Raw genomic sequence first — 13,669 nt, 5'->3', positions numbered from 1 at the left:
AGTTGATTGATCAGCGTGTGCTGCGGGGCGCGCAACCGGCGCGCCGCGGCTTCCACGCGCTCCAACGCCCGCAACCGTTCCGGGGTCGTCAACACGTCAAAAGACAAGTCGCACAAGCGCTTCAGGCCATGATCGAGCGCGTCGAAAACTTCGACGATCTCCTCACGACTGCTCGCACCCATAACCCGAATCGTACGAACACCCACCGACAACAAACGGGCTCTTCGTAATTCAGAGTGCATTCACGAGTGAGTGGAGTGCACCGCTGTGCAGTAGTGAGCGCCATCGGTAGTGGGTAAGGTTGCGGAACCCGAGGGCGTTGCGGCGTAGTGCTTCCAGGCGTCCGTTGATGGCTTCGGTCGGTCCGTTGGAGGCGTGGTGGTCGAAGAACGCCAGGATGTCATCGCGGGGGCGCCGTAGGGTACGGCCGAGTTGGGCGATCTCCTCCAGTCCGGCAGGCACCCCGCGTCGGATCGAGCTGATCAGCGTGGTCATTGTTTTCTTGCCGCGGCGCCGGTTTGGGTCGGCGTAGGCGGCGATGATCTTCTGGTAGATCAACCAGGCAACCTTGACCGCAACGTGCTCGTCGGTGTCGAGAACGCTGCTCAGGCGGTTGTACTGGCGTGTCGAGAGCAGCTGGAGGCGGGTGCGGCCGATGCGCCGAATCCGGTAGAGCGGATCACCGGTGTGGCCACGCCGGCCCAGGGTCTGCTGTTGGATGCGTTGGCGGCACATGTCGAGCTTGGCGCCGGCCAGTGCGACAACGTGGAACGGGTCCATCACGGTGACCGCGTCCGGGATGACTGCAGTGGCGGCGGTCTTGTATCCGGCGAACCCGTCCATCGCGATGACCTCCACGGCTCGGGAAAAATCGGCGGGTTGAGCGGCCAGCCAGTCAGCCAGTGCCGTCGCTGAACGGCCGGGCACCAGGTCAAGCAGCCGTGCGAGGCCTGCCTGAGCATGAACAGGGGTCAGGTCGATGATCAGTGTGACAAACCCGGCCGGGCCGATGCGTCGGGGTGCCCAGCGGTGCTCATCGACGCCGATCACTCGCACCCCGGTCAACCGATCCGGCCCTGCCGCGGCGACGAGGTCGGCGGTCGCACGCATCGCGATCGAGCTGACAGTGTGCCAGGAGACACCGAGTTCGGCGGCGATCGCCGCGATGGTGGTGCGGTCGATCATCAACCGCCGCAACACATACCGGGCACAGCGCCGTGTCGTGGACGCCCGCGGAGCGGCCAGCTTCCCCCAAGATCCTGATTGAACACCGCACGCCCACACTCGGGGGTCACGCAGCGGTAGCGGGGCACGGCTACTTGTAGCACCAGCGGACAGCCAGCGACCGGCAGATCGGTCAACGGTCGAGTGACGGTGTCGCGGTAGCGACCCTGCCGACCACAGGCCAGGCAGCGGGGATCGTGCGATACCGGTGCACAGAAGATCGTTGTGGTCTTCTCGTCGACGGCGGCGTCGGTAATCGTCACACCTAACTCGATCGTGCGCATGATCGTGTCGGCAACAACAGACGGCGGGCACGCAGTAGCCTCAGGCAAGGGTCACCTCGCAGGTGTTCGTGAAAAAGCGCGTAGGAGCCTGCGTCGTCACCCACCGACACCCCGCCTCAGCCCGACGACACGAGACGGTCACGCGGAAATCTGCCGGCAACTGAACTCTCCTTCATGAATAGCCGATTTGACGCGCTGCCTCTTGGGCAAGTTGGAGGCGCGAGGCCAGGCCGAGCTTGGTGTAGACGTGGGTGAGGTGGGTTTCGACGGTGCGTGGTGAGATGAAAAGCCTTGTGGCGATGTCTTTGTTTCCCAAGCCCTCACTGATGAGCTTGACGACGTCGAGTTCGGCGGGGGTGAGCGAGGCCCAGCCGGTGGACGGGCGTTTGCGTTCGCCGCGGCCACGCTGGGCGTAGGCGATCGCTTCGTCGGCGGACAGTTCTGCACCCTCGGCCCATGCGGACTCGAAGTCGGCTTCGCCCAATGCATTACGAAGCGTGGCGACCGCGGCGTCGTGCTCGGCGTCATAGATCTTGAACCGGACGGCGCCCATGCGTTGCCGGAGGGCGTCCGCTGCGCCGAACAGCCGTGCCGCTTCGCGGTGGCTCTCGGCAGCGCCGGCCAGCGCACCCAGGCACTCCAGGGCATCCGGAATGCCCAGGTGTGCCTCGACGCCGGCCGCGCAGGAGAGTGCGTCATGGGCGTCACGTTCGGCCAGTTCCGGCTCACCTCGTGCGATCGCAACGCGCGCACGCGTCGTCAGCGCCACTGCTAGGTGCCAGCCTCTCATGATCGAGACGGCATCGTCGGCCCAGCGGCGCGCCGCGATCAGATCACCACGCGCCAGCGCAATCTGCGCTATCGGGTTGACATTCACTACCCCCAGCTCGGCACTCATCCGCCGGGAGGCCGCCACGCTGGCATCGGCCGCGGCTGCTACGTCTCCCGCGGCCAGAGTCGCGATAGCCAACGCGGCATAGGTGAAGCCCTCGAGGAACCCGCCAATATCGGCGGCGGCGTCGATCGCCGCGGCAGCCGCGGCTCGGGCTGCAGTTATGTCACCCTGATACGCCAATGCCTGGCCCTGGCAGAACAGCATGGCCGCCCTGCCGACCACGTCGTGATTGGTTTCAGCGTCGGCAGCCGCCTCCCGGAACTGCGCGACGGCCAAGGCCAGCTCGCCCTGGATCCATAGTGCCAAACCGAGGGACCAGCGACAGCGAAACGCGGCCGGCCGGTCACCGATCGCGTCGGCGAGGTCGCGCCCCTCTTCACCGGCCGCGCGCGCCGCGATTGGGTCACCCGCGATGAACGCGGCGTAGGCCTGAAAGCCGAGGATCTCGCTTAACATCCCTCGGTCGCCGAGGCCCCGGGCCAGTTCGTTTGCCTCAGTGAGGTAGCGGGCGGCCACGTCGATGTTATAGACGGCGATACCTCCGCAGGCGGTGAGCGCCCGGGCCACCAGGGCTGGGTCGCCAATCTCGCGGGCGATCGCGAGGGCTTCTTCGGCCTGATCGAGGTCGACGGCGACGACCTGGGTGGCGAGCGCGGCCTTGTCGGCGAGCGCCCGCGCCCGTACCCCGGCCGCGACCTCGATGCTGTGCGCGGTGTCGTCGCTGAGGATGGCGTCGAACCAGGCCAGCCCTTCCTGGATGCGGCCCCGCCCTAGCCAGAGCGGCTGCAGCGAGGACACGAGCTGCAACGCGAGCTCGATGTGGGAGTTTTCGTGACTCCACGCGAATGCGGCGCGGAGGTTGTCGATTTCGGTTTCAGCCTGCTCGATACGCGCCTCGCGGCCAGCCTGCCCTGGGGTGCCGAGCAGGGCGGCCAGGGAGGTGTAGTGGTCGCGATGACGGGTACGCACGGCGTCGGCCTCGCCGGATTCGCCGAGCTTTTCCAGTGCGTACTGGCGCACCGTCTCCAGCAGCCGGTAGCGCGTCCGACCGTGTCGGTCTTCGGCCACCACGAGCGATTTGTCGATGAGCAGGGTGAGCTGATCGAGCACCTGGTAGCGCTCCACGTCACCACTGGCGGTGACCGCTTGAGCCGCCTCGAGGTCGAAACCGCCCATGAACACCGCCAGCCGGCGAAACAACACGTGTTCGGGTTCGGTCAACAGCGCGTGCGACCAGTCGACCGAGGCGCGCAGGGTCTGCTGGCGCCGCACCGCGGTCCGCCCACCGCCGGTCAGCAGCCGGAAGCGGTCATGCAGGCTGTCAACGATCTCGGTCACCGACAAGGCGCGTACTCGCGCCGCGGCAAGTTCGATCGCCAGCGGGATGCCATCGAGGCGCCGGCAGATCTCAGTCACGGTGGCGGCGTTGCCGTCGGTGACGCTGAAATCGGGTCGCACCAGGCGGGCCCGGTCAACGAAAAGCTCGATGGCCTCGTCGGCCAGCGACAGCGACGGCACCTGCCAGGTCACCTCGCCGGCCACCCCGATCGGCTCACGACTGGTCGCCAACAGCGTTAGTTCCGGGCAGGCGCGCAGCAGCGAGGTGGTCAGCGCCGCAACCGCCTCCAACACGTGCTCACAGTTGTCCAGCACCACCAGCATGCGACGCTCGCCCACGGCCCGCGTGAGCGTGTCGGTGCTGGACCGACCCGGCTGGTCCGCCTGGCCGAGGGCGTTTGCCATCGCGACCGCCACCAGGTTGGGATCGGTAATCGGGGCAAGGTCGACATACCATGCGCCGTCGCCAAACTCGGTGGCTAGCTGCCCGGCGACCTGGATGGCCAGCCGGGTCTTACCCACGCCGCCCGCCCCGGTCAAGGTCACCAACCGATTCGCCGCGAGAATCTGACGTACATCGTTGATCTGCGCGTCGCGGCCGATGAAGCTCGTGAGCTGCGTCGGCAACCGTTCCGCGGCAACGGGTTTGGGCGCCCGTAGCGGCGGAAACTCGTTGCGGATGTCGGGGTGACACAGCTGCGCCACCCGTTCGGGACGGGCAACACCGCGCAGTTCGTGGCGGCCGAGATCGGTCAGCCATGCATTAGGCGGAAGCGCATCGACGACCAAATCCTCGGTGGTACCCGAGAGCACCGTCTGGCCGCCGTGGGCCAGGTCGCGCAGCCGCGCCGTCCGATTGATGGTCGGCCCGACATAGTTGCTCTCGTCGCGCAATTGCACCTCGCCGGTGTGCACGCCGATGCGCAACCGGATCGGAGCCAGCGGCGCCCGCTGCAACTCCAAGGCGCACGCCGTGGCCTCGGTCGCTCGGGCGAACGCGACCACGAAGCTGTCGCCCTCACCCTGCTCGACCGGCCGGACCCCGCCGTACACGGCGAGCAGCTCGGCCAGGGTGCGGTCCAGGCGTTCGATGGCGGCCGTCATCGCCTCCGCTTGGGTGTCCCACAACCCCGTCGAACCTTCGATATCGGCGAGCAGCAGCGTCACCGTCCCGGTTGGCAGCTCGCCCACGCCCAACTCACTCCAGTTCACCGGCGGCATCGCCGCGCGTGGATCAGTTTCGGTCATGCTAGCCAGCATCTCGGTGCAACGAGCCACAAACATCAGGGAAATCCCGTATCCCAACGGCACTGAGCAGTCGATTCGGTGAACACAGCGTGCCGCCGCCAGCGCTGCAATGCTGGGCAAAAACACCAGGCGACGCGTGCCGACCCGGCCCGCCCCGTTCAGTTACGAGTTCTCCCCGATGATCTGACGCTGCAAAAACGCCACGGTCGAGTCAGTGAAATTCAGGCCACCCGACCGAGGAGGACCACCCATGACCGTGACCGTTGATGGATCGAGCTGCCCGAGTGTCTTCGATGCCGGGCTGCCCACAATCGATTACCAACATGCTCAGCACCCCGACGACGCGCACGCCATCATCAGCGCAGCCCGCACGAAGGCGCCGATTGCAATCGGCCCGTACGGCCCTGAGCTGCTGACCTACGAGCTCGTGCACACGGTGCTGCGCGACTCCCGCTTCCGGGTACCGCAAGGGATGTTCCTTGCCGCCCAAGGCATCACCTCGGGCCCGTTATGGGACCGCGTCGCCGCCAACATCATCAGCCTCGACGGCGAGGACCACCACCAGCTGCGCCGGCTGGTAAGTAGGGCCTTCACACCCAAGGCGACGGCCCGGCTACGTACGACGATCGTCGACGTCATCACCGGCCTGGTGGACAGCGTCAGCGCCCGCGGGCATTGCGACGTGGTCACCGACATCGCCCGCCAATACCCGATTCCGGTGATATGCTCGCTACTCGGCGCGCCACCGGAAGACTGGGAACTGTTCTCCGACTGGACCGATGACATCTTGAAGGCCTTCAGCTGGGATGCGGCCAAGGCCACGTCGGACATCCTGACCGCTTGGGACGCCCTGGACGCCTACATCGACGACATGGTGGCGCATCGTCGCCGTGGCTTGACCGACGACCTGATCTCCGAGTTGATCCGCGCCGAAGACGACGGCGACCGCCTTAGCGGCGACGAACTGCGCATGCTTGTCGCTGGCCTGTTGTTAGCGGGCACCGACACCACCCGCCTCCAATTGAGTGCGGCCGTACACGTCTTGTGCGATCACCCCGACCAGTGGGCGTTGTTGGGCCGGCATCCAGAGCTGGCGGCCGATGCCGTTGAGGAGCTCATCCGCCATTCGCCGATGACGTTCGTCACGTTGCGCACGGCCGTTGAGGATGTCGAACTCGCGGGCGTGAAAATCGCCGCCGGCACGATCGTTGTCGTCAATACCGGTGCAGCCAACCGGGATCCCGCCGTCTGCGCCGACCCCGACCGCCTCGACCTCAGGCGCCGGGGCGCCCCACCGATCCAGACATTCGGCAGCGGCGTGCACTACTGCCTCGGAGCCAATCTCGCGCGCCTCGAATTGACCCAAGCCCTAGCGGTCATGACACAGCGCATGCCCAACGCCCGGCGCACCGGTCCAGCCCCATGGAAACCAGTCTCAGCGCTGGGAGGACCCACCACCCTGCCGATCGCATTCAACTCCACCTGCTAAGCCAACGCTGACCCAACAGCTGAAGTCGTTGTGGCGCGGCACACCTGCGTCCACCGACAGCACCTAATGGATGCAACTAGCGCCCGCAGCGGTTTGCCCCACTTCACTTCGGATCATGTCAACGTCGACGGCTGCCGACTGTTTGCTCTCCTCCCGCTGCCATCAATCAGAGTTACCCCCAATTCCATCGGGCGCACGACGTGTCAACTGCACCACACAGCGGACGCCCAGATACGGGTCACCCGACGCGTTGGTGGGCGAGTGTAGGAACCCGAATGCTCAACCCACCAAGCCGCCTCATCGAAACGACACGACCCCCGACCGCGGACCTACGCCGACTACCAGTGCACTCTCATTTGCGAAGAGCCAACAAACGCCGATATGTGACCCCTGAAACTAATGTGACACAGGGGATTTGATGCCATGCCGTTCCCAGAGATTCAACAGGTTGGCGAGCATCTGCATCGGCGCACGCACGCTCTCGTCATCCGCGATCCGCGGATCCATCCGGCTCTCCGGCGCGTCGGTGCCGAATCGCGCACGGATCAGCGCCGGCACGTCCAGCAACCAAGCGACGCCCATCGCCGCCGCATATAGGAGCGTGTGCCGCCGCAGCCGGTCCGGATCGAGGCGCGGGCCGCCACACCGCTCGACTTCGCCGACGAACAGACACAGCAGCTCGTCGAAATGCTCGTTCCACAGGTCGGTTTCGGCGCCGGACATCGCGCCCCAGATGGCCATCCCCATGTTCATCTGGCCCACGCATCCCCAGTCCAGCAGGCCGCAGCGCAGAACGCCGTCACCGTCGCGCCAAAACCAGGCGTTGTCGATGTTGGCGTTCCAGTGGCACAGCGCGACGTAGTCGGGGTCGTCGGCCAGCCGGCTCATGATCGAGTGCTCGTGACGCGCGACCCGCGGCACCTCTGCACGCAGGCGCGCCAAGAACTCCGGCGAGCCGGCATTGGCGGGCACCAGCCCGGGGTGACTCTCGATGAACTCGGTCAGCTGGGACACGCGCCGGTCCAACTTCTCGGGGTTGAACGGGGCTCGGTCACCCACCGTCGCGGCCGAAACGTCCAGCGGAAACCATGACGCCAGCGACTCCGGGAGGCGTCCGGATCCGTAGGTTCCCGCGAGGCGGCCCAGCGCGGTGAGCAGCGCGCGGTAGTGGCCAACCGGGTCGGGCATTTCGTAGTCCAGGCACTTGTGATACTGGGGATCGATGCCGTTGCGGCCGAAGGGGATTCGTTCGGTGATTAGGATTCCCGTTCCGGTCTCGCGGTCGTAGTCGCCAAACTGCACCGCGGGCACGGCGATGGGAAATCCGGGGGTACGCGACAGGGCGGCGAACCGGACCTCCGGCTCCATCTGCGTCCTTCCCCGGTCGCGCACGGGGTTGTCGAGATCGCGCGAGAACTTGACGAACAGGGCGGTGTGCAATTCGGGTTGAGGCCGGTCGTATTCGACCGACAGCTCGGCCTTGCGTCCGGTGCTGCCCCCGCCGACCTCACGGAACTCCGATATGCGCGTGACGATGTTACCGTCGGCAAGCACGCCTGAAGCCCGAAACGCCTCGGTCAGGAACCGCGCGCCGGCGTCGCGTAAAGCGTTGGGGTCGGCCGGGATCGCGAGGCCGGACTGCTCGCCGTAGCTCACCAAGTCTGTTCCGCCGCGCGCACCAGCATGTGGTTGACGGCGACCCGGCGATCGCGGGTCACCATGTAGAGCACCGCGTCGGCGATGTCTTCCGGCCGCAACTTGACCATGCCGGCCGTCTGGCGCGCGACCGCCTCCCGCGAGGGTGCGGAAAGGTGGCTGAAGATCTCGGTGTCGACGGTTCCGGGAGCCACCACGCCGACGCGCACCCGGTTGCCGAGCAGCTCTTGGCGGATGCCCTCGCTGAACGCGTTCACCCCGAATTTCGTGAGCGAGTACACCGCGGTGTTGGGACGGGCCACCCAGCCGCCGGTGGAGCTGATGGTGACCAGATCGGCGACGCCGCGCGGTGCGTTGCCGGCCGCCTCGATCAGGTGCGGAAGCACGGCGCGGGTGACGTAGAGGACACCCTGCACGTTGACCGCGACCATGTCGTCCCAATCCTGCAGGCGAGCCTCGGTCGCCGGTCCGGACCGCATCAGACCGGCATTGTTCACCACGGTGTCGAGCCGCCCCAGCTCGGCGACTGTGCGCTGCACGGCCGCGGATACGCCCTCGGCGTCGGTCACATCGGCGGTGACGACCAGCGCTGTGCCACCGACTGATTCGATCTCGGCCTTCAGGTCGGCGAGTCGGTCGGCGCGGCGGGCCAGGAGGGCCACCGCGGCGCCCTCTGCCGCCAGCGCCTTCGCCGTTGCCGCCCCGATACCGCTGCTGGCGCCGGTCACCAGGGCCACGGTTTTCGCCAGCGTCGTCACCGTCCGCCTCCCATCGGGGATCCCGCACCCAAGATCTCCCCCAAGACGTACTCAGTATCCTCGCCCAAGTCCGGTGCGCCGCGTTCGATTCGCGCCGGGCAGCGCGCCATCCGCCACGACGGCCCCACTATCGGGCGCTGGCCTTCGCGGTGATCCGTCACGAAGCGAAACAGCTCGCGGTCCCACAGGCGTTGATCGCCGATCACGTCGATCACGGTGGCGCTCTTGCACGCCGCCACCCCCGCGGCCCGCAGCCGTCGCGCCAGCTCCTCGGCGTCGTGGTCACGGGTGAGCCCGGCGAGCTCGCCGTCCAGCGTTTCGGCGTTGCGGTGGCGGGCCTCCATCGTGCCGTAGCGCGCGTCGCCGACCAGTGCCTCGGCGCCCAACTCCTCGCACAGCCGGCGCCATTCGGCGTCGTCGGCCACGGCCACCGCGATCCAGGAATCGTCCTGGCACGGATAGCAGCCGTGTGGGCACAGGTCCGGATGCTTGTTGCCGCTGGGCGCCAGATGTCTTGCCGCGGTGAGGCTTTGCTCGAGCAGGCAGTCGCCGACCATCGACGACAGCGTCTCCACCGCCGACACGTCGGCGAACTGGCCCTCGCCGCTGAGTTCCCGGTGCAGCAGCGCCACCACGGCGGCGTAGGCGGCGGCGGCTCCGACGGTCGAATCCCCGTAGCGCATGCTCGTGCCGAGGGGCGGTCCACCCGGGTAGCCGACCAGCGACGCCAGCCCGGCCAGCGCAGCGAAGCATGGGGCGTAACCGGTTTGATGCCCTAGCGGCCCGTCGTTGCCCCACATCTTGATCGACACCGAGATGATGTCCGGCTTGATGGCCCTGAGCTGCTCATAGCCCAAGCCTTGGCGCTCCATCGCGCCCGGCCGCAGGTTGTTGATGACGATGTCGCTGCGCGCGATCAGCTCGCGCAGCCGCGCCATGTGCTCGTCCGACTTGATATCGAGGTCCACGCTGAGGACCTCGTGGTTGATGCTGAGAAAGTATGGGGCGTGGTCGATGTCGGTGCCGCCGTACGCCCGCATCTCCTCGGGGGCGGTTGCGGTCTCGATCTTGATCACCTCGGCTCCCAACTGTGCCAAGAGCTTACCGGCGTACGGGCCGGCCCACACCTTGGTGAGCTCGACGACGCGGACGCCCTCGAGCGGCCCGCCCCGTGGGCGCTTGGGCGGCTTGAGTTGCGGCGCCCTGACTGTCGGAGGCGTTCGCGGCGCGTCCAGGACCGCGTCGGTGTGCTGGCCGAGAGCGGGTGCGGCGGAGGTGATTCGGGCCGGCGATGCGCCGAGCGCATACGGAACGGTGGGATACGCCGCGTCGCCCAGCACGGGGTGGCTCATTTCCTGGAAGAACCCGCGGTGGCGGTATTGCGGCGACCCGTGCAGATCGGCGGCTTCGTTGACCGGGACCAACGGCACCCCGAGGCGCTGCGCCCGATCGGCCGCCGATTCTTTGGTCAGGTCCCGCACCCATGCGGCGAAACCCCGCCGAAATGCCTCGACCTTTTCCGCCGTGACGGAGAATTCCAGCCAGTCGTCCTCGAAGGCATTCAGCCAGTCCGGATGGCCCATGAGTTCCTTCAGCCCCGTCCAGTGGGCGCGGCTGGTCATGTACAGGTAGACGAAGCCGTCGGCGCAGGCGAAGAACGACGCGGGGCCCGCCTGGTCGTAGTCGTCGCGGCGGCCTTCGGCGGGAACCTCCCCGGTGATGAATCGGCCCAGGATGCAGTCCGCCCGCGAGACCAGAACGGCGTGCTGCGAGATGTCGATGGACTCTCCCCGGCCGGTGTGCAGCCGACCGAACAGCGATGACGCGACGCCCAGCGCCGCGTCCAGGCCCGCCTCGTAGTCCGCCAGGAACCGCCCCGGTCCTTGCAGCGGCGGCTTGCCGGGATCGGCGTGGCTGGGTGTGTGATACCCCCACCCGCTGGCGTGGAACACGTTGAGGCTCTTGGCGTTATCGAACTCGGCGTCGACGCCGGCACCGAACGGCGTGATCGAGCAGAACACAACGGCCGGATGCCGTTCCGATCGGCCCGAGGCCCCAGAAATCCCGTCTGCGATCACCGCGTCGGCCGATGCGATCAGGTCATCCAGGCGCTCGGCGTCCATGACGACGGAGCGCTTGTTCGTATTGAGGTAGGCGAACAGCGCGCTGCCCTCGGGACCGTCGGCAAGGATGGGCGCCATCGCACGAGTGCGGCTGCCGCGTTCGGGCGCCTCCACCTTGATCACCTCGGCGCCGAAGTCGGCGAGTAGCTTTCCGCAGTACTCCCCCGCGACCGTCTCGGCCAACTCGACGATCCGGAAGCCCGTCAACGCGGACATGGACGGCCTCTCGAAACGGTCAGGGCTTCTTCCGTCCCGAGCGGCTCAGGCGCCACTCCGGCGGGAAGTTCAGGTCATTGTCCTTCACCACATTGTTGAGGCCCTTCTCGAAGGTGCCCTCGGTGAGATCGACCTCTTGTGCATCGTTTTGGATCAGCGGCAGCATGCCCTCGACCATGCCCGTGAGCAGGCTGCCGAAGTACTCACCCTTGTGCTGCTTGTAGAGCTCAAGGAAGGTCTTCTGCACCGCGACCGTGTCCGTGGGACGCGAGCGCGAGCACGCCATCGCGTATTTCAGCGTCTCTTCCTCCAGCTTCTCGCGGGGCACCACGCTGTTGACGAAACCGCACTCGTACATCTCCTTCGCGCTGAACGGCCGCCCGGTGAACAGCATCTCGGAGAACTTCCGCAGGCCCATCGTCTCCGCCCACCACCAAAGGCGAGGGCCCCAGCCCACGTAGCGGAACGCGGGGTGGCCGAACAGGGCGTCGTCCGAGGACACCACCAGATCGGCATCGCCGGCCTGATAGAAGTGCCACCCGTAGCAGTAGCCCTTCGCCTCGATGATGCTGATCTTCCGAAGTTCTTGCAGCGGGCGGTTTCCCGCGCGCGCCTTGGCGTAGAAGTCCGTGACGGTGGACAGGTAGCGGTAGGACCCGCCCGGCGGGTACTTGACGTCGTCGTCGTTGATCGCGAGCTCGTGCAGCAGCGGCAGGCCCGGATTCTCCAGCATCGGGCGTTGCTCGGGCAGGTCGCCGCCGCTACCGAAATCCTCTCCCTCGCCGCGGATCACCACGACCTTGACGTCGTCGTCGACGTTGCACTTGTGGATCAGGTCGGCGTAGTTCTGCCGCATGCCGAGCGTCGTGGCGTTTTGCGCGTCGGGACGGTCGAAAGTGATGTAGGCGATTCTGTTCTTTTTGTCCTTCTCGAACTTGATGTACTGCTCGGCTTCCTTCTTCAGCTTCTCGTAGTCGTATTCAGGCATCGGTCTCCACTTTCTTTATTTGAGCAAAGCTCCCGCGTCGACGGGTAGCGAAACGCCGGTGACATAACGAGATTCGTCAGAGGCGAGGAACAGGACGGCGTTGCTGATGTCGGCGGCTTCCACCCAGGGCACCGGTAGCGTGTGGGTCATCTGCGAGAACGGCGCAAAGTCTTCCGGTCCGGGGTTCTCCAAGTCCGGGCGGAACAGGCGGAACGTCACGTCGTTCATGGTCATCGGCGTGTTGACCTGGCTGGGGTGCACCGAGTTCACCCGGATCATGTGCTGGCCCAGCTCCACCGCAAATGCGCGCATCAGCCCGATCACCCCGTGCTTGGCGGCGATGTAGTGGCCGGTGTAGGCCATGGCCTTGTGCGACCCGACCGAGCCGGTGAGCACGATCGAGCCACCGCGTTCGCCGGCGATGATATGGGGCACACCTGCTTTCACGGTGTGCCAGACGCCCGAAAGGTTCACGTCGATCATGTCCTGCCAGACGTTCTCGCGAATCTTGTGCAGCTTGTTGCCGAAGGTCCCGATGCCCGCGTTCGCGACGACGATGTCGAGACGGCCGAGTTGTTCCACCCCGCCGTCGACCGCCGCCTTGAGCGCGTCATAGTCACGCACGTCGACTTGTGCGGTCACGATGCGGCGGTTGTGACCCTTCACCAGGTCGGCGGTTTCCGCGAGGTCCTCGGGGGTCGAATGCGGGTAGGCCAGGTTCTCGATGGGTCCGCAGACGTCGACCGCGATGATGTCGGCACCCTCCTGGGCCAGGCGCACCGCGTGACTGCGGCCCTGCCCCCGGGCCGCGCCGGTGATGAAGGCGACCTTGCCTTCTACCCGGCCCGCCATCACGGCACCACGGTTGGCAGAGTCTCCCAACCCCGCACCGACGACGTCGGGCTGAGCGTGGCGTTGGCCAGATCGGGCTCCCATTCCGGAAAGCGCTTGAGGATTTCCTCGAGGGCGACCCGGCCTTCCAGCCGGGCCAGCGCCGAGCCCAGGCAGAAGTGGGCTCCGACGCTGAAGGTGAGGTGCGGTCGAGCGGGGCGATGAATGTTGAATTCGCCCGCGTCGGGACCGAATTGGCGCTCGTCGCGGCAGGCCGCCCCGAGCAGCATCATCATCACGCTGCCTTCGGGCACCGTCTGGTCATACAGGCTGACGTCGCGCGTCACGTAGCGCGCCATGTGCGGAGCCGGCGGCTCGTAGCGCAGCGAGATTCTGGTGTACCTCAACGTCGTGGCCGGGGCGGGCAACGAAACCACGACCCGGCTGATCGGTTGGGCGGGCAAGGTACTCGCCGAGCACCCCGATCAGCGCCGCGAGCTCGTGGAGAACCCCGGCCTCATCCCGCAGGCCATCGAGGAGCTGCTGCGCTACGAGCCGCCGGCTCCGCACATGGCGCGCTACGTGACGCGCGACGTCAGCCTGTATGACCAGACGGTGC

General features: G+C 66.7%; 7 protein-coding genes and 4 pseudogenes. 2 read left to right on the top strand and 9 right to left on the bottom strand.

Annotated elements, in window-relative coordinates:
• The 3 genes and pseudogenes from A5706_RS11315 to A5706_RS11305 form a co-directional block, all read right to left on the bottom strand.
• Positions 1-182 (bottom strand): annotated as a pseudogene (locus A5706_RS11315) (hypothetical protein); the annotation flags it as partial.
• Between the two features lie 49 nt (positions 183-231).
• A pseudogene (locus A5706_RS11310) lies at positions 232-1,508 on the bottom strand (ISL3 family transposase).
• A 172-nt stretch (positions 1,509-1,680) separates the two neighbouring features.
• Positions 1,681-4,962 carry a LuxR C-terminal-related transcriptional regulator gene (locus A5706_RS11305; protein ID WP_068130290.1) on the bottom strand — a complete coding sequence of 1,094 codons (3,282 nt, stop codon included), beginning with the start codon at positions 4,960-4,962 and terminating at the stop codon, positions 1,681-1,683.
• A gap of 277 nt (positions 4,963-5,239) precedes the next feature.
• On the opposite strand from A5706_RS11305, the gene A5706_RS11300 reads away from it, so the two are divergent.
• Positions 5,240-6,478, top strand: a complete 1,239-nt coding sequence (locus A5706_RS11300) for a cytochrome P450 (protein WP_068130282.1) — start codon at positions 5,240-5,242, stop codon at positions 6,476-6,478.
• Positions 6,479-6,874: 396 nt separating this feature from the next.
• On the opposite strand, the gene A5706_RS11295 is transcribed toward A5706_RS11300, so the two are convergent.
• The 6 genes and pseudogenes from A5706_RS11295 to A5706_RS11270 form a co-directional block, all read right to left on the bottom strand.
• On the bottom strand, positions 6,875-8,134 hold the full coding sequence (locus A5706_RS11295; RefSeq protein WP_369831846.1) for a hypothetical protein: 1,260 nt from the start codon (positions 8,132-8,134) through the stop codon (positions 6,875-6,877).
• A complete protein-coding gene (locus A5706_RS11290; protein ID WP_068130276.1) occupies positions 8,131-8,892 on the bottom strand; it encodes an SDR family NAD(P)-dependent oxidoreductase in 762 nt (253 codons plus the stop codon). The genes A5706_RS11295 and A5706_RS11290 overlap by 4 nt, the downstream gene beginning before the upstream one ends.
• Positions 8,889-11,231 (bottom strand): CaiB/BaiF CoA-transferase family protein, encoded by a 2,343-nt coding sequence (locus A5706_RS11285; RefSeq protein ID WP_068130273.1) that lies wholly within the window; start codon positions 11,229-11,231, stop codon positions 8,889-8,891. Before A5706_RS11285 ends, A5706_RS11290 begins: the two co-directional genes overlap by 4 nt.
• 19 nt (positions 11,232-11,250) lie before the next feature.
• Positions 11,251-12,219 (bottom strand): enoyl-CoA hydratase/isomerase family protein, encoded by a 969-nt coding sequence (locus tag A5706_RS11280; RefSeq protein ID WP_067161552.1) that lies wholly within the window; start codon positions 12,217-12,219, stop codon positions 11,251-11,253.
• 15 nt (positions 12,220-12,234) lie between these two features.
• Entirely contained in the window at positions 12,235-13,071 is an 837-nt protein-coding gene (locus A5706_RS11275; RefSeq protein WP_068130285.1) for a mycofactocin-coupled SDR family oxidoreductase, read from the bottom strand.
• Positions 13,071-13,436, bottom strand: a pseudogene (locus A5706_RS11270) (cytochrome P450); the annotation flags it as partial. The pseudogene A5706_RS11270 and the gene A5706_RS11275, both read right to left, overlap by 1 nt.
• On the opposite strand from A5706_RS11270, the pseudogene A5706_RS11265 reads away from it, so the two are divergent.
• Positions 13,432-13,669: pseudogene (locus A5706_RS11265) on the top strand (cytochrome P450); the annotation flags it as partial. The pseudogenes A5706_RS11270 and A5706_RS11265 sit on opposite strands and share 5 nt — an antisense overlap.

Origin of the sequence: Mycobacterium sp. E796, assembly GCF_001672815.1 — a bacterium.
Classification (GTDB): Bacteria; Actinomycetota; Actinomycetes; order Mycobacteriales; family Mycobacteriaceae; genus Mycobacterium.
The sequence above is the reverse complement of the archived record's forward strand: the minus strand, read 5'-3'. Positions and strand labels throughout refer to the sequence as shown.

Excerpts from the sequence above, each read along its gene's own strand:
- A5706_RS11280 (WP_067161552.1), bottom strand. The coding sequence starts at position 12,219 with ATGCCTGAATACGACTACGAGAAGCTGAAGAAGGAAGCCGAGCAGTAC.
- A5706_RS11300 (WP_068130282.1), top strand. The coding sequence starts at position 5,240 with ATGACCGTGACCGTTGATGGATCGAGCTGCCCGAGTGTCTTCGATGCC.
- A5706_RS11285 (WP_068130273.1), bottom strand. The coding sequence starts at position 11,231 with ATGTCCGCGTTGACGGGCTTCCGGATCGTCGAGTTGGCCGAGACGGTC.
- A5706_RS11275 (WP_068130285.1), bottom strand. The coding sequence starts at position 13,071 with ATGGCGGGCCGGGTAGAAGGCAAGGTCGCCTTCATCACCGGCGCGGCC.
- A5706_RS11305 (WP_068130290.1), bottom strand. The coding sequence starts at position 4,962 with ATGCCGCCGGTGAACTGGAGTGAGTTGGGCGTGGGCGAGCTGCCAACC.